Raw genomic sequence first — 26,004 nt, 5'->3', positions numbered from 1 at the left:
TTTTTTCCTCCCTGAAACGGTTGTTATTTAAGCAAACAGCTTGAACAGGCGTTCCTTATAGAGCTTGCTGTTTACCTGCTGACAGATTTTGGCGTTGCTCTCCCGGTGGAGCTGGCGCTGCTTGTCGATCGAGAAGTACCCGTAGGTCATCTCCGCCTTCGTCTCGATGTCGCAGTAGGCGTCATAGACCGGGCCCATGACCTCGGGATAGACGACCGCCATCATGATGACGCTGTCGATCACGCCGTAGCTTTCGTCGCCGTATTTCTTCTTTTCATAGGCGCGCAGGCCGGCGGTGCAGTCGACACAGAAATCCGCGACGCGGCTGTGCAGGCCGCGCAGGTATGCGATGTCGCCGGGAGTGATCGCCGTGTCGCCCCGGCAGACGTCCCACGTCACCCAGGTCGCGTCCATGCCCGAATCGAGCACGATCTTGGCCGCCTCGGCGTCGACATAGACGTTGAATTCGGCGGCGGGGGTCGCGTTGCCCTGGTCCATGCCCGTCGCGCCCATGATGTAGACCCTTTTGACGTTTTCGGCGATACGCGGCTCCTTGAGGTACGCCATCGCCAGGTTGGTCAGCGGGCCGAGGGTGACGATCTCGATCTCGCCGGGATTCTGCATCACCGTGTCGATGATCGCGTCCATCGCGTGGCCCTTCGCCTCCGAAAGCGGCGGGTAGGGCAGGTTGAGGTCGCTCAGCCCGTCCTTGCCGTGCACGTAGTCGGCGGTGAAGAGCTTGGGCCGCACCAGCGGCCGGGCCATGCCCCGGTAGACGGGCGGCGCGTAGGTGCCCGCCACGTCGACGGCGATCAGCGCGTTCTTGACGCACAGGTCGAGCGGCACGTTGCCGCAGACGACGGTGATCGCCTCCACCTTGACCTCGTCCACCGCGCGTAGCGCGGCGATGAGCGCCCAGACGTCGTCCGAGCCGGTATCGGTGTCGATTAGAAGCCTTCTCATAGTGTTCCTCCTTTGTTCTGCCGCTCAGCGCCTGCCGAGCACCTCCCGCTCGTAGCGCTTGACCTCGTCGAGCCACTGCGCGCCGACCGGTTTTTCCTTCGTCATGCAGTAATAGTCCCACACCGCGGAGAAGGGCATCGACTTGGTCTCCTCCCACAGCGCCAAGCGGCTGGTGAAGTCCCCCTCCAGCTCGGCGCGCTTGATCGCGCCGATCGGGTCGAGCGCCGCCTTCAGAAGCGCCTTGCGGGTGTTGCGCATCGCGATCGCCCAGCAGGCGATCCGGTTGATCGACGCGTCGAAATAGTCCTGCCCGATGAAGACGCGGTCCTCGTAGCCGTTGTGGATGACCGCGTTCATGATCCGCTGGAGCTCGTCGTCCCACAGTACGACGTGGTCGCTGTCCCAGCGCACCCCCCTGCTCAGGTGGAGCAGGACGCTGTCCAGGAACTGGAGCACCGCGCTGATCTTGTCGCTGATATACTCGGTGGGATGGAAGTGGCCCGCGTCGAGGCAGTAGATCTTGCCGCGCGTGATCGCGTAGCCGAGGGAAAACTCATGGCTGGCGGCGGTGTAGCTCTCCACCCCCATGCCGAACAGCTTGCTCTCGACCGACTCCCGCACATACCGCACGTCGAGCGGGCGCTCAAAGATCTCGTCGAGCGCGGAGACCATCCGCTCCCGCAGCAGCTTGGTGTCGGCCGGGAGATCCTTGTAGCCGTCCGGCATCCAGTAGTTGACCACGCAGGTCTGCCCGAGCCTGCGGCCGAATTCCTCGCCGATCTCCCGGCAGCGCCTGCCGTGCTCGATCCAGAATTCCCGGACGCCCGGGTTGCCGCTCGTCAGCGAGAGGTTGCCGTCCATCCTCGGGTGGGAGAAGAAGGTGGGGTTGAAGTCGAAGCCGAGCCCGCGCTCCTCTCCCCACGAGAGCCAGCCCTCGAACTGCTCCGCCGTGTAGGCGTCGCGGTCGAGCTTTTTGCCGCCGAGCTCGGCGTGGCAGGCATGCAGGCTGAGCTTCACCTTCCCGGGGATGAGGCGCAGCGCCTCGTCGATGTCCGCGCGCAGCTCGTCCGGCGTGGCGGCGCGCCCGGGATAATTGCCCGTCGCCGCGATGCCGCCGGTCAGCTCGCCGATGCCGTCGAAGCCGATCAGGTCGTCCCCCTGCCAGCTGTGCATCGACACGGGGATCCGGTCGGCCAGCTCGATCGCGCGGTCGACGTCGACGCCCGCCCGGCCGTAGATATCTTTTGCATATTGGTAGCCTTTTACTATGGTTGCTTCGTCCATTGTGACCCTCCTGGTTTCCGGCGGGATTCCCCCGTCCGGAGTGCTGCCCATGCAGCGGTTTTTGCATCCGTGTTTTATTAAAAAATATCGCATAATTTACTAAATATCAAGCGAATGTCAATACATTCTCCTTTTTACACAAAATATTATGCAAAAATCCGGGGATTACCACGATTTATCTGTATGAAATTTCCATCTCTCAGCTAAACTTTAAATAATTTAATAAAATCACTTGTTTTTTTGAACGAATCTGATATAGTATAAATAGAATCCACAAAAGTTTTGAACAGAGGAGAGGTGTCCTTGTGAATCTGAAGGAGATCGCCAAAGCGGCAAAGGTATCCCCGTCCACCGTCTCGCTTGTCCTCAACGACAAGGGAGGCGTCAGTCCCAGGACGCGGGAGCACGTTGCCACCCTCCTCTGTGAAAACGGGTACAACATCAACCACCACAAGCCGGAGGTGCAGCAGAAGAGCATCCGGTTTTTGAAGTACAGCCGCCACTCCCACCTCGTCAACGGCAACGCGGGCTTCGTCTCCGCGATCATCGACGCGGTCGAAAAGGAGACCCGCCTGCTCGGCTACAACCTCGTGATGACCGTGTTCGGCGAGAACAACATCAGCGAGGTCTTCGACCTTGTGCGCAACCAGCCGCTCTGCGGCATCATCCTGCTCGCAACCGAGATGGAGGAGGCGGACTACGCCTACCTGCACGACATCCCCGTGCCCATCGTCGTGGTGGACAACTATATGGACTTCCACAGCTTCAACTGCGTGGATATGAACAATACCGAGTCCACCTTCGCCGCCGTGCGGCACCTCGCCGGACTCGGGCACCCGCGCATCGGCTACCTCTATAATAAAATGCCCAGCAGCAACTGCCGCGCGCGCCGCGCGGCCTACGAGGCGGCGCTTCGCAGCCTCGGCATCCCCTACGACCCGGCGCTTGTCTACCCGATGCACCCCACCCTTTCGGGCTCCTATGAGGACACCCTCAACATGCTGCGGCAGGGCGTTTCCTTCCCCTCGGCGCTGGTGGCCACCAACGACAGCATCGCCATCGGCGCGGTCAAAGCGTTCAAGGAATCCGGCATCCGTGTTCCCGGCGACGTCTCCGTCATCGGGTTTGATGATATTCCCTTCTCCGCCATCGCGGACCCGCCGCTCACCACCATGAAGGTCTCCTGCAAGGACATCGGCATGTGGGCGGTGCGGCTGCTCTGCGACCGGATCGATTACCCCGACTCCCCCGTCGCCAAAATCCAGATCGGCGCACAGCTGATCGTGCGGGAGAGCACCGGGCCCTATCGAAAAAATACGACTGATGAATGAGGTTATACTGCCATGATCCAATCCATACGGCCCGTCGGCTCCGACGCCTTCGGGCCTTACGGCAGGGTCGTCGCCGGCTACCGGTTCGACGGCCTGCTTCAGGTACTGCGTGAACACACCCCCAGGCCGTCCGACGGCACGGTCTACGTCGCCTCCGACCCACGGCTCGAGCGCCTGCCCGTCTTCGGGGAGGTGCAGGCGGGCTTCTTCGGCGGCCTGCCCGCCCAGTTCGGTTACTGCAACGGCGTGAACACCCGGCTCGCCTGCTGTGAATACCACCAGTGCAGCGAGCTGCTCGTCGCGGCGGACGACCTCGTGCTGGTCGTCGGGCCGCGCGGCGGCATTTCGGGCGGCGTCTGCGACACCGCCCGGTTCGAGGCGTTTTCCGTCCCGGCCGGCACGGCGGTCGAGCTCTACGGCACGACGCTCCACTACGCCCCCTGTTCCGCGCGCGCCGGGGAGGGGTTCCGGGCGCTTATCGCGCTCCTGCGGTTCACGAACTTCCCCCTGGCGGCGGGCGGAGACCCCTCGCTCGCGGCGGTCAACAAATGGGTGCTCGCGCATCCCGATTCCCCCGAGGCAAAGCAGGGCGCCCATATCGGACTTTCCGGCGAGATCGTCGACATTGCTCCGCTCATCGCCTGATAATTTCCCCATGTAAAAAGCGGGGGCCGCACCTTCCGGTGCGGCCCCCGCTTTTTTATATCCTATTTGTGCTGCCTGCCCGTGTGGTCGATCGTATAGGGCGGCCCGTAGACGAGCTCCCCCACCGGCGCAAAGCGGTAGCCCTGCGCGGCGAGCGTGTCGATGACCCGGCGGAGCGCCTCGGCCGTGTTGGGCTTGCCCGCGTGGAAGAGCATGATGTCCCCCGGCCCGGCGGCGCCCGTCACCCGCGCGGTGATCTCCTCCACCGACAGCCCCTTCCAGTCGAGGCTGTCGTTCGACCATTGGATCACCTCCCAGCCGAGGGCGCGCGCGGTCGAGACGACGAGGTTGTTGTAGGCCCCCGACGGCGCGCGGAAGAGGACCGGCTTCTGCCCGGTGAGCGCCTCGAGCTTGTTTCCCGACGTGTCCAGCTGCTGCGCGATCTCCTCCCGCCCCAGCTTCGTCATGTCGGGGTGGGTGTTGGAGTGGCTGCCCACCTCGTGCCCCGCCGCCGCGATCCGCCTGACCGCGTCCGGGTAGTGGTCGGCCCAGGTGCCGACAACGAAGAAGGTCGCCTTTACGCCGCGCTCGTCGAGCAGCTTCAAAATTTCGTCGATGTCGCTGTCGTCCCACGCGCAGTTGATTCCGAGGGAGAGGACCTTCTCGGGGGTCTCCACCGAATAGATCGGCAGCTCGCGCGGCGCGGCGGACACCCCCATCACATTCCCCGCCACTCCCATCAATATCAGCACCACGATCAGGATGACCAGCAGCGCGAAAAGCGTCTTCCTGGTAAACACGCCGTACATGTTACATCACCTCATGGTATGTTTATGTGCGGCGCGCCGGGTTCATTCAAAAAAAGGGGGTCGCGGCCCGCGGCCGCGCCCCCTTTTTATTATACGATTGCCTCAGCCCTGCATGAGGTAGCTTCCCGCCTCGGAGGCCGCCACCGCGCCGTCCCCGGCGGCGGTGATGATCTGGCGCAGCGCCTTGGTGCGGGTATCCCCCGCCGCGAAGACGCCCGGCAGGTTGGTGCGGGTGTCCTCCCCCGCCGCGATGTAGCCCGCCGGGTCGAGGTCGACCTGTCCCTCAAAGACCTTGTTGTCGGGCACGAGCCCGACCGCGACAAAGACGCCCTGCGCCGGAATCTCCGTCTCCGCGCCCGTCTTGACGTTTTTGACCTTCAGCGCGCCGACGACCTTGCCGCCCTCGTCGGGCAGCACCTCGACCGGCACGGTGTCGTAGTGGATGACGATGTTCTCCCTGCTCAGGAGAGAGTCGACGAGCACCTTGCCCGCGCGGAAGGCGTCCCGCCGGTGGATGAGGTGCACCTCCTCGCAGATGTTCGCGAGGTAGAGCGCGTCCTCCACGGCGGTGTTGCCGCCACCGATCACCACGGTGGTCTTTCCCTTATAGAAGCCGCCGTCGCAGGTGGCGCAGTAGGAGACGCCCCGCCCGGAGTATTCCTCCTCGCCGGGGACGCCCAGCTTGCGGCGCTTGGCGCCGTTTGCGATGATGACCGCGCCCGCCGTAATCTTCCGGCCCGACTGGGTAACCACCGACTTGACCTTGCCGGTCAGGTCGGCCGAGGCCACGCCGTCGAATTCGACCTGCGCGCCCTGCTCGAGCACCTGGTTATAGAGGTTCATCCCCAGTTCGACCCCGCTGATCTTGCCGACGGCGGGGTAGTTTTCCACCTCGGGGGTATTGGCCATCTGGCCCCCCGCCACATACTCCTCGAGCACCACGCTGCGGTAGCCCGCACGCTGCACATAGATCGCGGCGGTCAGTCCCGCCGGGCCCGCGCCGATGATAATTACGTCATAGTCGTTCATAGCAGCCTCCAATAGTATACAAAAACGGTCTTTTTCTTAGTTACAGTCTACTGCAAATCCCCGCAATATGCAACAGTTTCTCTGTGATCTTGTCACATTTTATCGAACAAATCGGCACTATCATTTTGGTCCGTCCTCTGTTATAATATGACACATCATCAGGCTTCTATCCATGAGGAGGGAATTCCATGTTCGGGCTGAAACGCGAGCGGACCCTCTGCGTCGGCGTCGTTGGGCTGGGGCTCATCGGCGGTTCGATGGCAAAGGCGCTCAAAAAATACACCGGGCACCTCGTCTACGGCTGCGACATCGACGAGGGGACCCTTTCGGAGGCGCTCGCGGACGGCGCGATCGACGAGGCCGTCGCGGAAAACGACCTGTCGATGTGCGACCTGGTCTTTTTCGCCCTCTACCCGCAGCAGACGGTCGCCTTCGTGCGGGAGAACATCCGCCAGTTCCGGCCCGGCGCCCTCTTGGTCGACCTGTGCGGCGTCAAGCGGTTCCCCGTGGAAAACCTCACCGATTTCTGCGCGGAAAACGGGCTCTGCTTCATCGGCGGGCATCCGATGGCCGGGCGGGAATGCTGGGGCTTTTCCGGCTCGGACGCCGACCTCTATAAGGGCGCGAGTATGATCCTCACCCCCGGCGAACACGCCCCCGCCCCCGCGCTCGAACTGCTCGAGGGGCTCTTCGCGGACCTCGGCTTCGGCAGCATCACGACCACCACCCCCGCCGCGCACGACAGCATGATCGCCTTCACCTCCCAACTCGCGCACGTCGTCTCGAGCGCCTACATCAAAAGTCCCCGCGCCCGGGAGCACGAGGGCTTCTCGGCGGGCAGCTACAAGGATCTCACACGGGTGGCGAAGCTCAACCCTCAGATGTGGACCGAGCTCTTTCTGGAGAACGCCGACGACCTCGTGGAGGAGATCGACACGATCACGGCGCACCTTGCGGAATACCGCAAGGCGATCGCGGGAAACGACGCCGAAACACTCTTCCGGCTGCTCGACGACGGCCGCCGCATCAAGGAGGAACTGGACCGATGAAAACAATCCATGTGGCCGCCGGCCGGCCGTATGACATCCGGATCGGCGGCGGTCTGCTCGGGGAGCTTCCCGCGCTCCTGACGGGCATCTGCGGGGAACGCCGCCCCCGCCTCGCGCTCATCACTGATGACCGCGTAAACGCGCTCGCGGACGGCGCGCGCCGTCCCGTCCCCGATTTGCAGGCCGCGCTGGAGGCGGCCGGATACCCCGTCTGCAAATTCGTCTTCCCGAACGGCGAGGCGTCCAAGACCCTCGACACCGTCCGGGAGGTCTACGGCTTCCTCTCGGCAAGCAGCATCACCCGCACCGACCTCATCCTTGCGGTCGGCGGCGGCGTGGTTGGCGACCTCGCGGGCTTCGCGGCCGCGACCTGGCTGCGCGGCGTCTCCTTCGTGCAGGTTCCGACCACCCTGCTTGCGATGGTCGACTCCTCGGTCGGCGGCAAGACGGGCGTCGACATCCCCGAGGGCAAAAACCTCGTCGGCGCCTTCTGGCAGCCCTCCTTTGTCGCCTGCGACACCGACATGCTCTCCTTCCTGCCCGCCGAGACCTTCGCCGACGGGATGGCGGAGGTGATCAAATACGGCGCGATCCTCGACGAATCCCTCTTCTCCCTGCTCGAAGCGGGCGCGCCCGGGGACCGCCTCCGGGAGATCATCGCCCGCTGCGTCGACCTCAAGCGGCGGGTGGTCGAGGAGGACGAGCGGGACCGGAGCCTGCGGCAGATCCTCAACTTCGGCCATACCTTCGGCCACGCGATCGAAAAGGAGTCGGCCTTCTCCGTCACCCACGGACAGGGGGTCGCCATCGGCATGGCGCTGATGGCGCGCGCCTGCGAGCGCGCGGGGCTCACCCCCGCCGGCACGGCGGACCGGATCGCCCGCTGCTGCGCGCTGCACGGCCTGCCCACCCGGACGGACTACCCGCTCGAAACCCTCTGCGCCCACGCGATGGGGGACAAAAAGCGGGCGGGCGACCGCCTCACCCTCGTCACCCTCGAGCGGCTGGGGAAAGCGGCCCTGCACCCGGTCGACGCCGCGGCGCTGCTCGACTTCATGAAGGGCGGTGCGGGAAGATGAGCCGCGCCGTCATCCACCCCGCGGCGCTTTCGGGGACGCTGGCCGCGCCCCCCTCCAAATCTGCGGCCCACCGCGCGCTCATCTGCGCCGCCCTGGCAGACGGGAAAAGCCGCGTCTCCCCGCTGGCAGGCTCGGCGGACATGGCGGCCACGGCGCAGTGCTTGTGCGCCATGGGCGCACAAATCGCCCGTGAGGGCGACGCCGCCTTCGTCGAAGGCGGCCGCTGCGCCGCGGGCGCGGAGGTCACGCTCGACTGCGCGGAGAGCGGCTCGACCCTGCGGTTCCTGCTGCCCGTCGCGGCGGCTTACGGCCTGCACGCCACCTTCGTGGGACACGGGCGGCTGCCCGAGCGGCCGCTCGGCGCGCTCGCGGATCAGATGAAGGCGCACGGCGTCTCCTTTTCCGCCGGGGCCATGCCCTTTACGATCGGCGGTCGGCTCTCCCCCGGGCGGTACGAGCTGCCGGGCAACGTGAGCTCCCAGTTCGTGACGGGGCTGCTCTTCGCGCTGCCGCTGCTCGACGGGGAGAGTGAAATCGTCCTCACCTCCCCGCTCCAGTCGGCGGGATATGTCGAAATGACCCTGCGCACCCTTCAGGAGTCGGGCGTCGCGGTTACGCCCACGGAAAACGGCTGGCGGGTGCCGGGAAACCAGCGCTTCCGCGCCTTTGACCGCACGGTCGAGGGGGACTGGTCCAACGCCGCCTTCTGGCTCTGCGCCGCCGCGATCGGCGGGACGGTGCGGATTACCGGGCTTTCCAACGACTCCGCGCAGGGGGACCGCACCGTCTACGAAATCCTCGAGCGGTTCGGCGCCGACATCACGCGGGACGCGCACGCCGTCTGCTGCGAGGCCGCGCCTCTGCGCGCCCAGCGGATCGACGCGGGGCAGATTCCCGACCTCGTGCCGGTGCTCGCCGTGACAGCGGCGTTCGCCGAAGGGGACACGGAGATCTATAACGCCGCCCGCCTGCGCATCAAGGAGAGCGACCGGCTCGCGTCGACCGCGGCGCTCCTGCGCGCGCTCGGCGGCTCGGCGGAGGAATACCCCGACCGGCTCGTCGTCCACGGCGGCGGGCTGCGCGGCGGGGATGCGCAGGGTGCGAACGACCACCGCATCGTCATGGCGGCTGCGGTCGCGGCGCTGGGGTGCGGGGAAAAAGTGTGCGTCACCGACGCACATGCAATCAACAAATCCTATCCGGATTTCTTTGACGAACTCAATAAGCTGGGAGGCCGCTGCAATGTCGACATGGGGTAACGATCTGAAAATTTCCATCTTCGGGGAGAGCCACGGTCCGGGCATCGGCGTCGTGATCGACGGGCTGCCGGCGGGGCTTCCCATCGACCGGGAGGAGCTGGCCGCCTTTATGGCGCGGCGCGCGCCCGGCCGGGACAAGGCCTCCACCCCCCGCCGGGAGACCGACCGTCCCGAGTTGCTCTCGGGCGTCCGCGGCGACGTTACGACCGGCACGCCGCTGGCCGCCCTCATCCGCAACAACGACACCCACTCGTCCGACTACGGCGAGCTCGCCTTTACCGCGCGGCCGGGCCACGCGGACTACACCGGTTTCCTGCGTTACGCGGGCTGGGGCGACGTGCGCGGCGGCGGGCATTTTTCCGGCAGGCTGACAGCGCCCCTCGTCTTCGCGGGCGGGATCGCAAAGCAGCTGCTCGCGCGGGAGGGCGTCTACGTGGGCGCGCACATCGCGCGCTGCGCGGGCGTCGCGGACCTGCCCTTCGACCCCGTCGCCCTCGACCGGGAGACGCTTTTGCGCCCCGGCGCGTCCGCGTTCCCCACCCTCGACGCGGCGGCGGGCGAACGGATGCGGGAGGAGATCGAAGCCGCGCGCATGTCCACCGATTCGGTGGGCGGCGTGGTGGAATGCGGCGTGATAGGCTTCCCCGCCGGGGTCGGCTCGCCGATGTTCGACGGGCTCGAAAACCGCATCGCTTCGATCGTCTTCGGCATTCCGGCGGTCAAGGGGCTCGAATTTGGCGACGGCTTCGCCGCCGCGGAGCTGCGCGGCAGCGAACACAACGACCCCTTCCGCCTCGCGGACGGGAGGGTCGTCACCGAAACGAACCACGCGGGCGGCATCCTCGGCGGCATCTCGTCGGGCATGCCCATCCTGCTGCGCGCCGCCTTCAAGCCCACCGCGTCGATCGCCAAGCCCCAACGGACGGTCGATTTCCGAGAAAACGCCGAGCGGGAGCTGGTCGTCAAGGGCCGGCACGACCCCTGCGTCGTGGTGCGCGCGGTGCCGGTCGTCGAGGCGGCCGTGTCGCTCGCGCTGGCCGACGCGCTGCTCGGAGCCAGGGGCTACGAGGGCCTCCAGAACCGGAAATGACACCTTTTCCCCCGCCGGCGCATAGGATTTGTTGACCGGATTTTTCGCCGGGGCTTGACAACCCGGGCGGATTGTGCTTTAATATTTGTCATAAACCAGAGACGGAGAGATAAAACCGCAGGCGCACGCACAGAGAGCCGGGGCAGGCTGAGAGCCCGGCCGGAACGCGGGGCGGACAAATGGACTCCCGAGGGCGCGATGAAAGGCGAGAGCCGAGTATCCCGCGACGCAGGCCAGCGTTAACCGGCAAAGGGCGTGTTGGCGCTCTGATTGAGTGGATGTGTTTCACGGCGCATCAATCAAGGTGGTACCGCAGGTTTGACACCTGTCCTTGCAAGAGGACGGGTGTTTTTTGTTGCTTTCCGGAAAGCGGCAAAACGGTCAAACCCCCGGCAGGGTCCCACCCCAACATAAAATTTTTCACCAAATTTTATGTGTAAGGAGAAATCATCATGAAAAAGCTGTTCGCAATGCTGCTCACCCTCGCCCTTTCCCTTTCGCTCCTCGCGGGCTGCGGCTCCGCCCCGTCGGAATCCGCCGCGCCCTCCGATAACGCCGCCCCCTCCGAGGCGGCCCCCGCCGGAGACGCCGCGCCAGAAAGCGGCAAAAAGCTCCAGATCGGCATCGTGCAGGTCATGGAGCACCCCTCCCTCGACCAGATCCGCACCTCCTTTTTGGATGAGATGGCGCGGCTCGGCTACGGGGACGACAAGGTCGACTACGACTACCAGAACGCCTCGGGCGACACCTCCAACCTCAACACGATCTGTCAGAAGTTCGCGGGCGACCAGAAGGACCTGATCGTCGCGATCGCAACCCCGTCGGCGCAGGCCGCGGCCTCCAACGCGCCGGAGATCCCGCTCGTCTTCTCCGCCGTCACCGACCCGGTCGCCGCCAAGCTGGTGGCCGACCCCGACAAGCCCGACGGCATCATCACCGGAACCTCCGACGCGATCCCCGTCGACCAGGTGTTCGCGCTGATGCAGCAGCTCACCCCCGGCGTCGAGACGGTCGGCATGCTCTATAACCTCGGCGAGGTCAACTCGGTGTCGGTCATCGAGGAGGCCAAGGCCTACTGCGACGCGAATAACCTCAAATACGTCGAGGCGAACGTCACCAACTCGGGCGAGGTCCAGCAGGCGGCGCAGGCGCTCGCCGGCAAATGCCAGGCGCTCTACTCCCCCATCGATAACACCGTCGCCACCGCGATGCCCGCGCTGGCCGAGGTCGCCAAGGCCGCCAAGATCCCCGTCTACGTCGGCGCCGACTCGATGGTCATCGACGGCGGGCTCGCGACGATCGGCGTCAACTACGTCCAGCTCGGCAACCAGACCGCCGCCATGGCCGTTAAAGTGCTCGAGGGCACGCCCGTCTCGGAGATCCCCGTCGAGACGCTCACCAACTTTGCGACCGTCGTCAACACCACCACCGCCGAGGCGATCGGCGTGACCATCCCCGACGACCTTCTTGCCACCGCGCAGGTGGTCGAATAAGCACTGTCCGCGGAATCTGTGATCGTGCGGGGCGAAAGCCCCGCACGGTTTTGCTCGCCCAGGGCGACCCCTCCGCCCCACGCGCGGCAGCCATCTTATCATTCCCCTGCTTCGCGTGATAAGGTGTCGCGGCTCCCAATGATTTTTGCCGACGCGAAGCGGCGGAATGGAGGATCCTTATGACCCTGTTCGCCCTACAGGGCGCCGTGGAGCTGGGGCTCATCTACGCGCTTGTCGCGCTCGGCCTCTTCGTCTCCTACCGCGTCCTCGATATCCCCGATCTGACGGTCGACGGCAGCTTTACCCTCGGCGCGGCCGTCTCCGCCGTATTCACCGACGCCGCCCACCCCTATCTCGGCATCCTGTTCGCCGTCGCGGCGGGCTGGTGCGCCGGCATGGTGAGCGCCTTTTTGCAGACCAAGCTGAAAATCCAGCCGATCCTCGCGGGCATCCTCGCGATGACCGGGCTCTATTCCATCAACCTGCGGGTGATGGGCGGGCGTTCGATGGTCTCCCTGCTCCGGGTGGACACCGTCTTCTCCCCCGTCTCCGGCCTCTCCCTCGGCAAGCTGCTCGTCGCGCTCTGCGTCACCCTGCTCGTCTGCCTCTTCCTCGTCCTCTTCTTCCGCACCTCGACGGGGCTGTGCATTCGCGCCACCGGCGACAACGAGACGATGGTGCGTTCCTCTTCGATCAACACCGACCGGATGAAGTTCCTCGGCCTCGGCCTCGCCAACGCCCTCGTCGGGCTTTCGGGCGGGCTGATCGCCCAGTACCAGAACTCCGCCGACATGAATACCGGCGTCGGCATGGTCGTCATCGGGCTTGCCTCCCTCATCATCGGCGAGGCGATCTTCGGCAAGCCCAGCGTCCCCCGCAACATCCTCGCGGTCGTGCTCGGCGCGATCATCTACCGCATCATCTACGCGTTCGTCATGGCGCGCGGCATGGCCGCATCCGACCTCAAGCTGATCTCGGCGGTCATCGTCACGCTGGCGATCTCCTATCCGGTGGTGACGGACCGCTACCGGCTCCATAAACTGATGAAGGAGGCGGCCAAGGATGTTGGAGCTTAGAAAGGTCAGCAAATCCTTCTTCCCCGGCACCCCCAACGAGCGCCGCGCCCTTGTGGACGTCGACCTCACGCTTGCGTCGGGCGACTTCGTCACCATCATCGGCGGCAACGGCGCGGGCAAGTCCACCCTCTTCAACGCGGTCGCCGGGAACTTCCTTATCGACGCGGGCAACATCCTGCTCGACGGCAAAAACATCACCTTCCTGCGGGACTACAAGCGCGCGCGGCAGATCGGGCGGCTCTTCCAGGACCCGCTGGCGGGCACCGCGCCCAACATGACGATCGAGGAAAACCTCGCGATGGCCTACCTGCGCGGCATCAAGAAGGGGGTGAGCCTCGGCCTCAACAAGAAGGACGAGGAATTCTTCCGTGAAAAGCTCTCCGAGCTGGGGCTCGGGCTGGAGGACCGGCTCAAAACCAAGATGGGCCTGCTCTCGGGCGGCCAGCGGCAGGCGGTGACGCTCATGATGGCGACGATCGTGCCGCCCAAGCTGCTGCTGCTTGACGAGCACACGGCGGCGCTCGACCCGGGCACCGCCGAGAAGGTCTCCGAGCTCACCCGAAAAATCGTCGAGCGGGACCACATCACGACGATGATGATCACCCACAACATGCAGCAGTCGCTTGAGATGGGCAACCGCACGATCATGATGGACGAGGGACGCATCGTCCTCGACCTCAAGGGGGAGGAGCGCGCCGGCATGACGGTCGACGGGCTGCTCGCGCTCTTCCGGGCCCACAGCGAAAAAGAGGGGGACAACGACCGCCTCCTGCTCTCCTGACCGCATCCGCCCGGACAAATGATCAGAATAAAAAACAACCGCCCGGCGGGCGGTTGTTTTTTTATGTAGGTCAGCCGGCGGGCGGGTCCCCGGGCGTGCCGGAGCTCTGCGGGGCGGCGGGCGGCTGCCGGCGCGCGTGTTCCTCGAGCGCGTCCCGGACAGCGCCGCGCAGGACGCGGTAGAGCCAGTCCCCCGAGGCGGGGTCCATCCGCGCGTCCCGGATGCCGTTTTTGACCGCGGTTTTGATGATGAGGTACATAATCCACAGAACGAGCGCATAGAGGCCGACGGCCAGGAGCATCGGGAACAACAACGTGAAGAAACTCATCGGATTCTCCTTTCCGGTGTGCGGTCAGAGCTCCCCGATCGCCGCGTCGAAGCGCGGGACAAGCCCCAGGCGGTCGGGGCCGAGGTGCACCTGAAACTGGTAGATGTCGTGCCCGGGGAAGTGGTTCGCCTCGATCATGACGGGGCGCTCCTCCGTAATTGCCACGTCCCAGCCGATATAGCCGAGCTCGGGGATGTGCAGCGCCGCCTTCTTGACCAGGTCGACCGCCTCGCGGTACATCGGGATTTCGCAGCCGATCAGGTCGACGCCCGTCATCGGGTGCTGGAAATACGCCTTGCCGTCCTTGTCGGCGCCGGGGGTACAGATTTTACCCGTCTCTTCGTCCACCAGCACCGCCATGCCGCCGCTGTTGAGGTTGTCGACCCGCTTGCCGTTGCCGATGCGCATGCTCGAGAAGACGAGGCGCACCTTCCCGCCGCGGCTGATCGTCACGAGGCGCAGGGTGTTGACCGACAGCGGATAGATGCGGCTGATGTCCGGGTGCTGGACGATAAATTCCTCGACGAGGTACTGCTTGCCCTCCCGGAGCATATCGTAGAGCCCGACGATCCGCGTGCCCGTCTCGATGAATTCGATGCCGCGCCCGCAGGTGCCGTCAAGCGGCTTTGCGACGACGCGGGGATGCGCCTCGCAGAACTGCTCGAACCCGGCGCGGTCGACCTCCCGCAGGTCGATCCAGTCACGCCCGTGGAAGCCGTCGAACCGCTTGAGGAACTCAACCTTGTCCTCGAGCAGGTGCCAGTGCTCGCGGGGGTTTAAAAGGCGCACATATTCGTTGTTTTTGCCGCGCGTGATGTAGGTCTTCCGCTGGTCGGCGGTGAGGTGATAGAATTCGAACACGAGGTAGTCCATATAGCCCGCCTGGTACTTGAAGCCGCAGGCGGCCATATCCACGAGGGTGGGCAACACGCCCCTGCCCGTACGTTCCTTCACGGTGCGCGCGGTGTCCAGCATCGCGCCGAAATTCATTCCCGCGATGCGCTTTGCCACATATTTGAGATTCGGCATGGCCTCACACGTCCCTTCCCTTGCCGGGCTGCATACTGGGGCAGCGGCCCCGCCCGCCGGCGGCGGGCACGGAGTCCGCTCACGGCGCGCCAGGCCGCGCCAATTAGAAAGTGTGCTAATAATACCACAAAAACCGTCATTTTTCAACAGGCGGTTTTCCTTGCAGTAAAATGAAAGTCGCCGCGCACTGTTTGTTTGCAGGCGATTCCCGCCAACAAATTACGAATGAATGAGGTAACTATGAAAAAATTATTGACGCTTTTACTCGCCCTCACCACCGCCGTCTCCCTCGCGGCCTGCGGCGCGCCAGAAGCGCCCGCCGAGCCGAGCGAGCCGGCGCCGTCCGCTTCCGAACCCGCGGAGGAGTCCTCGAAGCCGGAGGAAAATGAAGCGGAACCCGCCGCCATGCCCGGGCAGGAGCGCCTCTCCGTGGCGGACGCCTCCCGCTTCCTCGGCACCGTCGAGGACTTCGCGGTGGACGACGCGGGACAGACCGTCCTGCTGATGCGCCGCGCCGCCGGCTCCGACCTGCCGCGGGAGCTGAAGGTGACCCTTACGGAGGACACCAATTACAGCTTTGACGGCGCCCAGCTGGGCAACGGCGCGTTCCTCGAGGTCTATTACGGCGGGGAGCCGGACGAGACGGGCGCGGTGGACGCCATCGCGGTCAACGACCTGATCTCGGAGGACCTCGTCGTCTACAACGGCACGCTCGTCGAAATCACCACCGACCCTGAAAAGGAAGAGGGCTGTTCCCTGCTGCTCGACCCGCTGACGGAAGACGGGATGCAGTATGTCTTCCACGTTGACGAAAGCACCCAGTTTTACCTCGACTTTGCCTCCCTCAAGGTGGGCGACAAGCTGCATGTGATCCACAGCCCCGCTTCGACCCGCAGCCTGCCGCCTCAGAGCGCCGCGTGGGAGATCTCCCCCTACACCGAGCCCGAGGCGGGCGAGCTGCCCGCGCCCGCGGCGGAAGCCCCGGCGGACGGCGGAGACGCGCTCGTCGAGGCGCCGCTCGGCTCCCCTGAAAATCCCATCGCGTCCGAGCCCGCCGCGGAATAATCCATCCCAGAGCGCCCGGCAGGCGCGCGGAGCGGCCGCCGTTTTTGGCGGCCGCTTCGGTTTTTATACGGATACAGCCGGTATTAGCATTTCTGTCCGCGCGCCGATTATACCGCGTGCCAGCGTCTGGCAGACGGGTTTCCTGATTTTGGCCGGGCCTTCCGGCCGGTGCGCGTCATTGACTTGCAGATGCCAAAATGGTATAATTTTTTTATTGCAAAGCAATAAAAAAATTGGCCATGCGGCCCGTCCTCGGGCCGCGGCCATGAAATGCGCATGTACCCGCTTCGCGGGTACATGCGCAAAAAATAGCCGCCCCGGCAAGACTGTATAGTTCCATATCATCCTTGATCGGGCGGCTATTTTTTATTGTGAACCAAATTTCGCGCGGGAAAACCGTCAAATATCGGAGGCTTACTGATGAAAAAAGTCGTTTCCCTGCTCCTTGTTACGGCGCTGCTGATCGGCGCGCTCTCCGCCTGCAAACGGAACGAACCCGAGCCGGAGCCCGCTCCGCCCGAGCCCGTGACGCCGACCTACGACTACCAGGACGGGGAATACGCCGTCTCCTACGCCGTCCCCGCGCTCGACCGCACGCTCGACTACCTGACCATCTCGATCAAAAACGACGAGATCACGATCGTCGAGGCGGGCTGCAAGGAGGACGTTTCGCTGCCCGCCCCGTCGGAGGAAACCTCCGGAGACGCGGCCTCCGCTCCCGCGGAACCGGCCGCGCCGTCGGAACCGGCCTCCTCCGACGCGTCCTCCGAAGCCGCCCCCGCCGGGGAATCGGAGTACGAGGCCAAGGCCAACGCCCAGATGAAGGACATCGTCGCCGAATATGAAGCGGTGGAGGGCGATCTCGAACGGATGGAGCCGGTCGAGGGCGCGGAGGAACACACCTACCGGTTCATGCGCATGATGCGCACCGCGCTCAAATTCGCCAAAGCGGGCGACCATACCCCCGTCGAGCTCGGCAAATATGAGGACGGCAGCTATGAGGCGGTCATGCCCTCCTTCAGCGCGAGCGGCTGGAAGGATTACGTCCGCCTCACCGTCAAGGACGGCCTGATCACAGACATCGATTTTAACGCCCAGAAGGAATCGGACCCCTCCGTCCTCATCACCGACGATCCCGACCTCAACAAGGAGGGCGCGACCGACTCCCCTTCCGTCTACTACCCGGCGATCGCCAAGGCGTTCACCGACTCGAACGAAAACCTCGACAGCCTCTCCGTCCCGACGGGCGGCGCGGCGGCCGCGAAATCCTTCCAGAAACTGATGAAGCCGCTGCTGGCCAGCATGATTTCAGGCGGCGGCACCCAAGTCACCGCCCCGCGCTATGTCGACGGCACCTACAAGGCGCAGATGAAGGAGTTTGACGAGCACGGCTGGAAGGACTACGTCGTCGTCCAGATCCGCAGCGACAAGGTCTCGGTCAAGGAGTTCGACGCGGTCTCCAAGGAGGATGAGAACAAACTCAAATCGCAGGACGCGGAAATGGCCGCGCAGATGGAGGAAAAGACCGGCACCGGCCCCGAGGCATATACCAAGGAGCTGCGCTCCAACCTGGACGCCGCCGGCGGCGACCCGGTCGAGATGGACACCGTCGCGGGCGCGACCGTCTCCTCCAACAACTTCCGCCTGCTGGTCGGACAGATCCTGGCCACCGCCGCCGTGAACGGCGACACCGAGAAAACCCTCGAGGTCGAGTCCTTCCCCGCCGATCTCGGCCCCGCCGAAGAGGAGGCGTCCTCCTCTTCGGAAGCCGCCGCGTAAATTACAAGGCAATGGAAAAAGCCGCCCCTGCGGGGCGGCTTTTTTGATGGGGCGCGGCGCGAATCCGGGGACGGGGCGGCGGAGCCGCGCTTCGCGCGGGCGGCGGTCCTTCGGACCGGCGCAATCTCGTCCCGCCTCCGGCGGGGCGCGATTCTCCGCCGCCCGCCCCGCGCGAAAACGCCGCCGGTTTCCCGGCGGCGTTTGTATCTCTCTCAGAGGTCGAAGGCGTCGTGGATGGCGCTGACGGCGCGTTCGCCGTCGGCGAGCGCCACGAGCACCGAAATCTTGATCTCGCTCGTGGAGATCATCTGGATGTTGACGTTCGCTTCCGAGAGCGCCTCGAACATCTTGGAAGCGACGCCGGGATTGGACTGCATCCCCGCGCCCACGATCGAGACTTTGGAGATGTTGTCGTCGCAGATGATGCCCTTACCGCCGCAGCGCTCGTTGATGTCCTCCATCAGTTCGAGCGCGAGCTGCTTGTTGGAGCGGTTGACGGTAAAGCTGATGTCCTTGGTATCGTCACGGCCGATCGACTGGAGGATGATGTCGACGTTGACCTTTTTCGCGGCAAGCTGGGAGAAGATTTTGAACGCGATTCCGGGCTGGTCGGGCACCCCGATGATCGAAATGCGGGCCACGTCGTTATCGCGCGCCACCCCTCTGATGAGCATCTTTTCCACTTTGACAGCCTCCTTAATCTTGGTGCCGGGGTTCTTGGTATAGCTGGAGAGCACCTCCAGGTTGACATTGTATTTTTTCGCCATCTCCACCGAGCGGTTGTGGAGCACCCCCGCGCCGAGCGTCGCGAGCTCGAGCATCTCGTCGTAGGTGATCTCGTCGAGCTTGTGCGCGCCGGGAACAAGCCGCGGGTCGGCGGTGTACACGCCGTCGACGTCGGTGTAAATCTGGCAGAGGTCCGCGTGCAGCGCCGCCGCCAGCGCGACCGCGCTCGTATCCGAACCGCCGCGCCCGAGGGTGGTGATATCGTCATATCGGTTGATCCCCTGGAATCCCGCCACGATCACGATGTTGCGTTTGGCAAGCTCGTTGTCGAGCCGCTCCTTGTTGATGCGGCGGATGCGCGCCGCGCCGTGGGTGGAATCGCTCAGGAAACCGGCCTGCCACCCCGTCAGCGAGATGACCGGCAGCCCCATCCGCTCGATGGCCATCGCCAGCAGCGACATGGAAATCTGCTCGCCCGTGGAGAGCAGAACGTCCATCTCCCGCTTGGATGCCATCGGATTGATCTCCTGCGCCTTGGCAATGAGGTCGTCGGTCGTGTCGCCCTGCGCGGACACCACCGCCACCACGTTGTTTCCCGCGCGGTAGGTGTCGGAGATGATCTGCGCCACGTTGAAGATGCGTTCGGAATCCTTCACGGACGACCCGCCGAACTTCTGTACAACCAGGTTCATATGGTTTTCCTCCAGATCTATGTAGTACGCCCGGGGGAACTTTTGAAAAAGTTCCCCCGGGACCCCTTCAAAACTTTACGTCAGGCCGGCCGCCCTGCCTCAACAGCAGGCGCTGCCCGTGCTGAAAGCCGAAAGAAGCGCAACGCCCACAAAAGTCCCCCCCGGGACCCAAATCAGGCCGGCCGCCCCGCTTCGGGACGGGCGCCGCCCGTGTCCAAAAGCGATTACACCCGTTCGATAACGGTTCCGGCATTATCTATAGACAGTGTATGCACCTGCCAGCCGTCCAGTCCCAATTCCGGGAGCCGCCGGGCGATGCAGTCGCCGAAATCGCGCAGGTTCGCGTCGACAATCGCCATGATGGTGGGCCCCGCGCCGCTCAGGTAGGCCGCGTAGGCACCGAGTTGAAAGCAGGCGTCCATCACTTCCCCGCCGCCCTTCACGAGCCCCATGCGGTAGGGCTGGTGCAGGCGGTCGTCCGCCGCGACGCGCAGGTTATGGTAGTTTCCGCTGTAGAGGGAGACGGACATGAGCGCGGCGCGGGAGAGGTTGAAGACCCCGTCCCGGCGGGGCACCGTGTCGGGCAGGACGCCGCGCGCCTTCGCGGTCGACAGCTCGAAATCGGGGATGATCGCGACAAAGCGCAGGTCGTTTTTGATCTCCTGCTTGACGTACCACACCTTTTTTCCGTCGAAGACGGCGGTGACAAGCCCGCCGGTCAGCGCGGGGGTGGAGTTGTCGGGATGCCCCTCGATCCCGGCGGCGAGGTTCAGCAGCTCGTCGTCCGAGACGGGGTTCCCCATCAGGCGGTTCGCGCCCTTGAGCCCGGCGATCACGCAGGCGGAACTGGAGCCCAGCCCGCGCGTCAGCGGGATATTGTTAATCTGGCCGATTTTGAGCCCCCGGAAGGGCACGCCGCACAGCTCGTAGAGCCGTTTGGCGGTCGTATAGACGAGGTTCGTCTCGTCGGTGGGAATCTCCTTGCCGTCGAGCGATTCGATGGCAAGCCCGTCGTACTCCTCCAGCGTGACATAGTTATAGAGGCCGACCGCCAGCCCGATCGAGTCAAAGCCCGGCCCGATGTTGGCGCTGGTGGCCGGAATCCGCAACTTCAGCATCAATAGTCGAGCACCCGGATCTTGCTGAGGATCGTCACGCCCTTCTCCTCGAGCTTTTTGCAGGCGGCGTCGATCTCCCGCTCGGTCGCGGCGGGGGTGATGAAAGCGGCCTCGTTGGAGGGCTTGCCGTCGCGGGAGAGCGCCTTGACCTTGCCGAAGAGCTCCACCGCGTCCTCGAGCGAATTGCTCTCGAAGGAGCGGCAGCGCAGGTACATCGCGGTGACGTTGTCCTCACGCGGGGCGACGTTGCCGCCGTTCGATTTCTCCCAGCGCAGCGAGGGGCTGGTATCGGTGGCCTTGGCGCACTCGATCACGTCCCCGACCACCGCCGAGGCGGTCGGGTATTTGCCCGCGCCCTTGCCGTAGAAGACCACGTCGCCCGTCGCGTCGCCGCGCACGAGGATGCCGTTGAAGACGTCGTCCACGTTGCCGAGCTGGCTGTCGTGGCTGACGAACGCGGGCGTCACCATGGCGGTGATGGGCGCGCCATTCACCCCCCGTTTGGCGCGGCCGATCAGCTTGATGACGCTGCCGCACCCGGCCGCGTAGGCCACGTCCTCCTGGGTGATCCGCGTGATCCCCTCGGCGTAGACGTCCCGCGGATAGACGTGGGAACCGAACGCCAGCGAGGCGAGGATGCAGATTTTGCGGCAGGCGTCCTTGCCCTCGACGTCGTCGGCGGGGTTGCGCTCGGCATAGCCGAGCTTCTGGGCGAGCGCGAGCGCGCTGTCAAAGGTGACGCCCTCGCGGAACATCTTGGTCAGGATGAAGTTGGTGGTGCCGTTGAGGATGCCGGCGATCTCCTCGATGCGGTTGGCCGCCAGGCACATGTGCAGCGGGCGGATGATCGGGATGCCGCCGCCGACGCTCGCCTCAAAGAGGTAGTTGACATGGCGGCTGTGGGCGATGTCCAACAGCTCCGCGCCGTACTGCGCGACCAGCTCCTTGTTGGAGGTGACCACGCTCTTGCCCCGCTCGAGGCAGGCACGGGTATATTCGTGGGCGGGCTCGAGCCCGCCGATCACCTCGACGACGATCGAAATGCTGTCGTCGTTCAGGATGACGTTGAAATCCTTGACGAACCGGTCGGCATAGAGGCTGTCGGGGAAATCGCGCACATCGAGGATGTACTTGAGATCGAGCTCCTGTCCCGCCTTCCTTTCAAGACTCTCCTTATTTTTGAAAAACACGTCGACAACGCCGGAACCGACGGTGCCGCAGCCCAGAACCGCGATATTGATCATGACATGGTACCTCCAAACGTATTTTGACGGGAAAGGGATCAGATCGTCTTGGCCTCGACGATTCCGTCGAGCGCGCCGAGCATTTCGATCATCTCCGAGCGGGAGAGGCTCGACTGGTTGGTGCGCACCGACACCGTCGCGATCGCCACGCCGTCGACCGGGATGTTCTGGTTGACGGTGATGATGTTCGCGCCGGCCTTGTAAAAGGAGCTCAGCAGCGAGGAGAGCACGCCGGGGCGGTCCTCGAGCGTCAGGTAGAAGGTCACGAGGTTCTCGTTCATCCGCTCGTCGTACAGATAGATCGCATCCTTATACTTATAGAACGCGCTGCGGGAAATGCCCGCCATCTGCGCCGCCTGCGAGGAGCTTTTGGCCTTGCCCTGCGCCAGCAGCATCTTCGCCTGCACGACCTTAAGGAATACATCCGGCAAAACCTGCGCGTCGACCAGCAGGAATTTCAAATTTTCGGACAAAGCGTCCACCCCTCGCATACTTTTGTATTACAGACAAATACACTATACCACACCTACCCGCCAAAGTAAACCGTCACTTTGTCACAGATTCGCAGATTTTGCAGATCGGTTCTGGTGAAGATGTCCATGGGAAACTGCCTGGCTGGATTTTTTCCATTCCGGCAGCAGTCCTGCCAATGTTTTCGCACCGTCCGAACCGGTGTTTTTTCGCCGCCGTCTGCATACCCTTTATAGGGACCATTTTGTTGAAGGGAGGCGGCGGCGTGCAGGCGGACGACAAATTCCGTGTCGTGGTGGATATCCTCTATTATGCGGCGCTCGGCGCGGCGGTCTATTTTGCTGTGCGCTACCTGCTTTGCTGGACGCTGCCCTTCTTCCTGGGCGCGGGGGTGGCGGCGCTGCTGCGCCCCGCGACGTTGAAATTCGCAAAAAAAACGCGCATGAAGGAGTCCTGCGCCGCCGTCCTCGTGCTCCTCTTTTTTTACCTTGTGGCGGCGGGGATGCTCGCCCTCTTCCTTACCATCCTGCTCGCCCAGCTCTACGAGCTGCTGCTCCGCCTGCCCGAGCTCTACGCCGAAAACGTCGCGCCGCTGTTCGACCAGCTCAGCGGCTGGTTCTACGGGCTCGCCGGGCGCTTCGGGGCCTCGGCGGAGGGCGGACTTGAGCAGTTTTCGGGCGCGGTGTCCGACACCATCCGCCAGGCGGCGGTCGACGGCTCCACCCACCTCGTCAGCTGGGCCGCCGGGCTGGCGGCTAAATTGCCCATCCTGCTGATCGCGGCGGTTTTCACCGTCGTGATCAGCATGCTCACCGCGACCGGCTACCGGCAGGTGGGCGCCTTCCTCTGCGGGCTCTTCCCCGGCAAATGGGAGGAACGCCTGCGCGGGCTCCAGCGGTTCGGGCGGGAGACGGTGTGGAAGATGGTGCGCGCCTACACGATCATCGTGGCGGTCACCTTCCTGGAACTGCTCGCCGGACTGTGGCTGCTCGGTTTCCAGTATGTGCTTCCGGTGGCCGCCGCCATCGCCCTGCTCGACATCCTGCCCCTCATCGGCACCGGCACCATCCTCGTCCCGTGGGGAATCGTACTGATCGCGGGGGGCGACCTTGTGGGCGGCGTGGGGCTCATCCTGCTCTTCGCGCTCATCGAGGTGCTGCGAAACATCCTCGAGCCGCGCATCGTGGGCAACCAGATCGGCCTGCACCCCATCGTGACGATCACCGCCATGTACGCGGGACTTAAAATCGCGGGATTCTGGGGGATGCTTGCCGCGCCGGTCGCCGTGCTGCTCGGACGCTACCTGTGGACGGGAGCGGCCCCCGAACGGCGGGCCGAGGCTTAAAGGGCGGTCAGCCGTTCGATCGCTTCGGGCAGCTCGCCCGCGCTTTTGACCTCCGCGTCCGCGCCCGTGACCTCCGCGGGGAACAGCCCGTAGAGGCAGCCGACGAAGGGAACTCCGTTTTCCCGCGCGGCCGTCCTGTCGAAGTGCCGGTCGCCCACCATGACGGCCGCACCGGGGCGCTCGGTTTCGAGGATGTGGGCCAGCAGCTGCGGCTTGTCCCAGCCATCCCGGCCCTCGGGCGTGCCGTCGAAGAGGGGCAGCAGCCCGATCTGCCCGAGGACGAGATCGGTATATTCGCGCCGCGCGTTGGAACAGAGATAGATTTTATAGCCGAGCCTCCGGAGTTTCCGGAGGCTCTCTTCCACCCCCGGATAGGCGCGCGCCAGACCGGGGATCGTCCCCCGGATCGCCTGGACGACGTGGAAATTGAATTCCTCGTATGTCTCCATCGAGCCGTCGGGTGAGATCACCCTGGCGTTGTCGGCGGCGGTCCCGCCGATCAGCGTCATCAGCAGGCTGTCCGGCAGAGGGTCGCGCCCGGTAAGCGTAAGCGCCTTGCGGTAGGCGGGCAGCAGGAACCTGTCCGATTGGCTCAGGGTCCCGTCGAGATCGAATGCGGCCAGTTTTTTCATCCATACATCCTCCATCCATATGATACCTGTTTTAGTATATCACACAAAAAATCGGAATCATATTGTGCAACATCGAGAAATATTGCCGCGAAGAAAGGAATTTTTTGCCCACCCTCCCACGGATTTCCCCCGCGTCGCTCCAAGAAAATATTCCTTTGTTTTTTTGGGTGATCATGATATACTGATAATATCTATCAGACCATTCCACGAACCATCGGAAAGGATGTCGAATTATGGGAGAAGCGGGGACTTTTAAGACCACCACTTTTGGCGGCTTTGATAAGAAATCGGTGCTCAGCTATATTGATGCGCTCAACGAGCAGTTCCACGCCGCGGAGGCGGACTATGCCGCAAAGCTGGAGGAATACGCGCGCGCGCAGGACTCGCAGGTCGCGCACATCAAAAAGCTGGAAGCCCAGCTCGCCGACCAGGAGGGCAAGCTGACCGCCGTGGCCGAGCAGCTGGAAAAGGAACGCGGCATCGCGCGGCAGGCGCAGGAGATGATCTCCGAGCTCGACACCCAGAACAAGGCCCTGCAAAAACAGCTTTCCGACAGCGAACGCGAGCTGCAGATCCAGATCGAACGCGGCCGCCAGCTTCAGTTCAAGGCGGAGAGCCTCGACTATAAGAGCAAAAAATACGACGAGCTGTCCGGCCAGATCGGCGACGCGATGATCGAGGCGAAGCGAAACGCCGACCAGATCATCGCCGAGGCAAACGGCAAGGCCGCGCAGATCACCGACCAGGCGCACGCCTACATGCGCAACTTCTACAGCGAGCTCGGCAGCTTCAAGGGGGACGCGGCGCGCCTGCGCAAGTCGATCGAGGAGATCCTCTTCGTGCTCAACGACCGCATCGACGTGATGCAGGAGGTCGTGCGGCAGGTCGAAAAGAAGTTTGGCGACGACACGCGGCTGGATTACACTGAGGAGCAGCCGCCCTTCTCCGAGCCCGCGGACGAAGCGGGATACCTGGGAGGTGCCGTGGATGAACACCTTCCGGATTGATGCCGCCTCGCTCTCCGAAAAGGCCCCGGAGCTGCGCGCGGGCGACCGCGTCCTGCTGTCGGGCACCATCTACACCGCGCGCGATGCGGCGCACAAACGGATGATGGCCGCGCTCAGGGCCGGGGAGCCGCTCCCCTTTCCGCTTGAAGGCGCGTGCATCTACTTCGCGGGGCCGACCCCCGCGCCCGCCGGTATGGCGATCGGCTCCTGCGGGCCCACCACCTCGGGACGCATGGACCCCTACACCCCCGCGCTGATGGACCGGGGGCTGACCGCCACCATCGGCAAGGGCGGCCGCTCGCGGGAGGTCTATGACGCGATCGTCCGCAACCGCGGCGTCTATCTCTGCGCGATCGGCGGGGCCGGCGCGCTCGCGGCGCAGTGCATCACCTCCTGCGAGGTCATCGCCTACGAGGATTTGGGGTGCGAATCGGTCAAGCGCCTCACCGTCCGCGGCTTCCCCCTCATCGTCGCGGCGGACTGCGCCGGTCAAAACCTCTTTGACGCGGGGCGCGCCGCATACCGCAAAGAAGCGTAGCGCACGAGCGCCGGAGACGAAAGTCTCCGGCGCTCTTTTTGCGTCCTGAAGCCGCGAGGCGTGCCGCTGGGGGCGAGGCTCGGGGGGCGGGACGCGCCGTCCCCCGGACGGCGCGGGCGGGCTCCGCCCGCCGCGCCCTGCC

At 64.4% G+C, this 26,004-nt stretch carries 25 protein-coding genes; 14 read left to right on the top strand and 11 right to left on the bottom strand.

Annotated features, from left to right (window positions below):
• Window positions 1-27 precede the first annotated feature (27 nt).
• Both RCI06_RS02795 and RCI06_RS02790 read right to left on the bottom strand, forming a co-directional pair.
• The gene (locus RCI06_RS02795) at window positions 28-963 is read right to left on the bottom strand and encodes a nucleoside hydrolase (protein WP_306574052.1); all 936 of its coding nucleotides are present in this window, start codon (window positions 961-963) and stop codon (window positions 28-30) included.
• 24 nt (window positions 964-987) lie between these two features.
• The gene (locus tag RCI06_RS02790; RefSeq protein WP_306574051.1) at window positions 988-2,247 is read right to left on the bottom strand and encodes an L-rhamnose isomerase; all 1,260 of its coding nucleotides are present in this window, start codon (window positions 2,245-2,247) and stop codon (window positions 988-990) included.
• 305 nt (window positions 2,248-2,552) lie between these two features.
• Here RCI06_RS02790 and RCI06_RS02785 point away from each other — a divergent pair, with 305 nt between their 5' ends.
• A complete protein-coding gene (locus RCI06_RS02785) occupies window positions 2,553-3,578 on the top strand; it encodes a LacI family DNA-binding transcriptional regulator (protein ID WP_306574050.1) in 1,026 nt (341 codons plus the stop codon).
• A 12-nt stretch (window positions 3,579-3,590) separates the two neighbouring features.
• Window positions 3,591-4,223: a DUF4867 family protein gene (locus RCI06_RS02780; protein ID WP_101551134.1), complete on the top strand. Its 633-nt coding sequence runs from the start codon at window positions 3,591-3,593 to the stop codon at window positions 4,221-4,223.
• A 62-nt stretch (window positions 4,224-4,285) separates the two neighbouring features.
• Here the strand turns inward: RCI06_RS02780 and RCI06_RS02775 are convergent, their stop codons facing one another.
• Together RCI06_RS02775 and trxB are read right to left on the bottom strand one after the other, a co-directional pair.
• Complete coding sequence (locus tag RCI06_RS02775) at window positions 4,286-5,032, bottom strand: polysaccharide deacetylase family protein (protein WP_276870868.1); 747 nt, start codon at window positions 5,030-5,032, stop codon at window positions 4,286-4,288.
• A 102-nt stretch (window positions 5,033-5,134) separates the two neighbouring features.
• Complete coding sequence (trxB, locus tag RCI06_RS02770) at window positions 5,135-6,061, bottom strand: thioredoxin-disulfide reductase (protein ID WP_101551138.1); 927 nt, start codon at window positions 6,059-6,061, stop codon at window positions 5,135-5,137.
• A gap of 188 nt (window positions 6,062-6,249) precedes the next feature.
• Here trxB and RCI06_RS02765 point away from each other — a divergent pair, with 188 nt between their 5' ends.
• The 7 genes from RCI06_RS02765 (at window position 6,250) to RCI06_RS02735 (ending at window position 13,888) form a co-directional block, all read left to right on the top strand.
• The gene (locus RCI06_RS02765; protein ID WP_256151285.1) at window positions 6,250-7,110 is read left to right on the top strand and encodes a prephenate dehydrogenase/arogenate dehydrogenase family protein; all 861 of its coding nucleotides are present in this window, start codon (window positions 6,250-6,252) and stop codon (window positions 7,108-7,110) included.
• On the top strand, window positions 7,107-8,189 hold the full coding sequence (gene aroB, locus RCI06_RS02760) for a 3-dehydroquinate synthase (RefSeq protein ID WP_306574046.1): 1,083 nt from the start codon (window positions 7,107-7,109) through the stop codon (window positions 8,187-8,189). The genes RCI06_RS02765 and aroB overlap by 4 nt, the downstream gene beginning before the upstream one ends.
• Entirely contained in the window at window positions 8,186-9,448 is a 1,263-nt protein-coding gene (gene aroA / locus RCI06_RS02755) for a 3-phosphoshikimate 1-carboxyvinyltransferase (protein ID WP_101551144.1), read from the top strand. Before aroB ends, aroA begins: the two co-directional genes overlap by 4 nt.
• Complete coding sequence (gene aroC / locus RCI06_RS02750; RefSeq protein ID WP_306574044.1) at window positions 9,432-10,538, top strand: chorismate synthase; 1,107 nt, start codon at window positions 9,432-9,434, stop codon at window positions 10,536-10,538. Before aroA ends, aroC begins: the two co-directional genes overlap by 17 nt.
• 452 nt (window positions 10,539-10,990) lie before the next feature.
• Complete coding sequence (locus tag RCI06_RS02745; RefSeq protein WP_306574041.1) at window positions 10,991-12,031, top strand: ABC transporter substrate-binding protein; 1,041 nt, start codon at window positions 10,991-10,993, stop codon at window positions 12,029-12,031.
• Window positions 12,032-12,210: 179 nt separating this feature from the next.
• Window positions 12,211-13,107 (top strand): ABC transporter permease, encoded by an 897-nt coding sequence (locus tag RCI06_RS02740; protein ID WP_306574040.1) that lies wholly within the window; start codon window positions 12,211-12,213, stop codon window positions 13,105-13,107.
• Window positions 13,094-13,888, top strand: coding sequence for an ABC transporter ATP-binding protein (locus RCI06_RS02735; protein WP_306574037.1), 795 nt, complete (start codon window positions 13,094-13,096; stop codon window positions 13,886-13,888). Before RCI06_RS02740 ends, RCI06_RS02735 begins: the two co-directional genes overlap by 14 nt.
• A 70-nt stretch (window positions 13,889-13,958) precedes the next feature.
• Here RCI06_RS02735 and RCI06_RS02730 read toward each other — a convergent pair whose 3' ends face one another.
• Both RCI06_RS02730 and RCI06_RS02725 read right to left on the bottom strand, forming a co-directional pair.
• Window positions 13,959-14,216: a hypothetical protein gene (locus RCI06_RS02730; protein WP_146021709.1), complete on the bottom strand. Its 258-nt coding sequence runs from the start codon at window positions 14,214-14,216 to the stop codon at window positions 13,959-13,961.
• Window positions 14,217-14,240: 24 nt separating this feature from the next.
• Window positions 14,241-15,245 carry a sugar-transfer associated ATP-grasp domain-containing protein gene (locus RCI06_RS02725; RefSeq protein WP_306574035.1) on the bottom strand — a complete coding sequence of 335 codons (1,005 nt, stop codon included), beginning with the start codon at window positions 15,243-15,245 and terminating at the stop codon, window positions 14,241-14,243.
• A gap of 240 nt (window positions 15,246-15,485) precedes the next feature.
• Between RCI06_RS02725 and RCI06_RS02720 the strand changes: the two genes are divergently transcribed.
• Window positions 15,486-16,310, top strand: a complete 825-nt coding sequence (locus RCI06_RS02720) for a hypothetical protein (protein ID WP_306574033.1) — start codon at window positions 15,486-15,488, stop codon at window positions 16,308-16,310.
• A gap of 420 nt (window positions 16,311-16,730) precedes the next feature.
• On the top strand, window positions 16,731-18,089 hold the full coding sequence (locus RCI06_RS02715) for a hypothetical protein (RefSeq protein WP_101551159.1): 1,359 nt from the start codon (window positions 16,731-16,733) through the stop codon (window positions 18,087-18,089).
• A 212-nt stretch (window positions 18,090-18,301) separates the two neighbouring features.
• Here RCI06_RS02715 and RCI06_RS02710 read toward each other — a convergent pair whose 3' ends face one another.
• The 4 genes from RCI06_RS02710 to RCI06_RS02695 form a co-directional block, all read right to left on the bottom strand.
• A complete protein-coding gene (locus tag RCI06_RS02710; RefSeq protein WP_101551161.1) occupies window positions 18,302-19,507 on the bottom strand; it encodes an aspartate kinase in 1,206 nt (401 codons plus the stop codon).
• 224 nt (window positions 19,508-19,731) lie between these two features.
• Window positions 19,732-20,625 (bottom strand): homoserine kinase, encoded by an 894-nt coding sequence (thrB, locus tag RCI06_RS02705; protein WP_101553233.1) that lies wholly within the window; start codon window positions 20,623-20,625, stop codon window positions 19,732-19,734.
• Window positions 20,625-21,869, bottom strand: coding sequence for a homoserine dehydrogenase (locus tag RCI06_RS02700; RefSeq protein ID WP_101551162.1), 1,245 nt, complete (start codon window positions 21,867-21,869; stop codon window positions 20,625-20,627). The genes thrB and RCI06_RS02700 overlap by 1 nt, the downstream gene beginning before the upstream one ends.
• 38 nt (window positions 21,870-21,907) lie before the next feature.
• On the bottom strand, window positions 21,908-22,351 hold the full coding sequence (locus RCI06_RS02695; protein ID WP_242970844.1) for an ACT domain-containing protein: 444 nt from the start codon (window positions 22,349-22,351) through the stop codon (window positions 21,908-21,910).
• Window positions 22,352-22,605: 254 nt separating this feature from the next.
• Here RCI06_RS02695 and ytvI point away from each other — a divergent pair, with 254 nt between their 5' ends.
• Window positions 22,606-23,685, top strand: a complete 1,080-nt coding sequence (gene ytvI, locus RCI06_RS02690) for a sporulation integral membrane protein YtvI (protein WP_158595525.1) — start codon at window positions 22,606-22,608, stop codon at window positions 23,683-23,685.
• On the opposite strand, the gene RCI06_RS02685 is transcribed toward ytvI, so the two are convergent.
• Window positions 23,682-24,317, bottom strand: coding sequence for an HAD family hydrolase (locus RCI06_RS02685; RefSeq protein ID WP_306574032.1), 636 nt, complete (start codon window positions 24,315-24,317; stop codon window positions 23,682-23,684). The genes ytvI and RCI06_RS02685 overlap by 4 nt on opposite strands.
• A gap of 233 nt (window positions 24,318-24,550) precedes the next feature.
• Between RCI06_RS02685 and RCI06_RS02680 the strand changes: the two genes are divergently transcribed.
• Together RCI06_RS02680 and RCI06_RS02675 are read left to right on the top strand one after the other, a co-directional pair.
• On the top strand, window positions 24,551-25,324 hold the full coding sequence (locus RCI06_RS02680) for a hypothetical protein (protein ID WP_101551169.1): 774 nt from the start codon (window positions 24,551-24,553) through the stop codon (window positions 25,322-25,324).
• Window positions 25,305-25,862: a FumA C-terminus/TtdB family hydratase beta subunit gene (locus RCI06_RS02675; RefSeq protein ID WP_306574030.1), complete on the top strand. Its 558-nt coding sequence runs from the start codon at window positions 25,305-25,307 to the stop codon at window positions 25,860-25,862. The genes RCI06_RS02680 and RCI06_RS02675 overlap by 20 nt, the downstream gene beginning before the upstream one ends.
• The last annotated feature ends 142 nt before the right edge of the window (window positions 25,863-26,004 follow it).

The sequence above is a fragment of the Anaerotruncus massiliensis (ex Togo et al. 2026) genome (assembly GCF_030825285.1).
GTDB lineage: Bacteria > Bacillota > Clostridia > Oscillospirales > Ruminococcaceae > Anaerotruncus > Anaerotruncus massiliensis.
The sequence above is the reverse complement of the archived record's forward strand: the minus strand, read 5'-3'. Positions and strand labels throughout refer to the sequence as shown.

Coding starts and splice junctions, on each gene's coding strand:
- RCI06_RS02680 (WP_101551169.1), top strand. CDS start 24,551: ATGGGAGAAGCGGGGACTTTTAAGACCACCACTTTTGGCGGCTTTGAT.
- RCI06_RS02775 (WP_276870868.1), bottom strand. CDS start 5,032: ATGTACGGCGTGTTTACCAGGAAGACGCTTTTCGCGCTGCTGGTCATC.
- RCI06_RS02710 (WP_101551161.1), bottom strand. CDS start 19,507: ATGAACCTGGTTGTACAGAAGTTCGGCGGGTCGTCCGTGAAGGATTCC.
- RCI06_RS02740 (WP_306574040.1), top strand. CDS start 12,211: ATGACCCTGTTCGCCCTACAGGGCGCCGTGGAGCTGGGGCTCATCTAC.
- aroC (WP_306574044.1), top strand. CDS start 9,432: ATGTCGACATGGGGTAACGATCTGAAAATTTCCATCTTCGGGGAGAGC.
- aroB (WP_306574046.1), top strand. CDS start 7,107: ATGAAAACAATCCATGTGGCCGCCGGCCGGCCGTATGACATCCGGATC.
- RCI06_RS02725 (WP_306574035.1), bottom strand. CDS start 15,245: ATGCCGAATCTCAAATATGTGGCAAAGCGCATCGCGGGAATGAATTTC.
- RCI06_RS02795 (WP_306574052.1), bottom strand. CDS start 963: ATGAGAAGGCTTCTAATCGACACCGATACCGGCTCGGACGACGTCTGG.
- RCI06_RS02700 (WP_101551162.1), bottom strand. CDS start 21,869: ATGATCAATATCGCGGTTCTGGGCTGCGGCACCGTCGGTTCCGGCGTT.
- RCI06_RS02790 (WP_306574051.1), bottom strand. CDS start 2,247: ATGGACGAAGCAACCATAGTAAAAGGCTACCAATATGCAAAAGATATC.
- RCI06_RS02730 (WP_146021709.1), bottom strand. CDS start 14,216: ATGAGTTTCTTCACGTTGTTGTTCCCGATGCTCCTGGCCGTCGGCCTC.
- RCI06_RS02780 (WP_101551134.1), top strand. CDS start 3,591: ATGATCCAATCCATACGGCCCGTCGGCTCCGACGCCTTCGGGCCTTAC.
- RCI06_RS02715 (WP_101551159.1), top strand. CDS start 16,731: ATGAAAAAAGTCGTTTCCCTGCTCCTTGTTACGGCGCTGCTGATCGGC.
- RCI06_RS02720 (WP_306574033.1), top strand. CDS start 15,486: ATGAAAAAATTATTGACGCTTTTACTCGCCCTCACCACCGCCGTCTCC.
- RCI06_RS02765 (WP_256151285.1), top strand. CDS start 6,250: ATGTTCGGGCTGAAACGCGAGCGGACCCTCTGCGTCGGCGTCGTTGGG.
- trxB (WP_101551138.1), bottom strand. CDS start 6,061: ATGAACGACTATGACGTAATTATCATCGGCGCGGGCCCGGCGGGACTG.
- RCI06_RS02735 (WP_306574037.1), top strand. CDS start 13,094: ATGTTGGAGCTTAGAAAGGTCAGCAAATCCTTCTTCCCCGGCACCCCC.
- aroA (WP_101551144.1), top strand. CDS start 8,186: ATGAGCCGCGCCGTCATCCACCCCGCGGCGCTTTCGGGGACGCTGGCC.
- RCI06_RS02745 (WP_306574041.1), top strand. CDS start 10,991: ATGAAAAAGCTGTTCGCAATGCTGCTCACCCTCGCCCTTTCCCTTTCG.
- thrB (WP_101553233.1), bottom strand. CDS start 20,625: ATGCTGAAGTTGCGGATTCCGGCCACCAGCGCCAACATCGGGCCGGGC.
- RCI06_RS02685 (WP_306574032.1), bottom strand. CDS start 24,317: ATGAAAAAACTGGCCGCATTCGATCTCGACGGGACCCTGAGCCAATCG.
- RCI06_RS02675 (WP_306574030.1), top strand. CDS start 25,305: ATGAACACCTTCCGGATTGATGCCGCCTCGCTCTCCGAAAAGGCCCCG.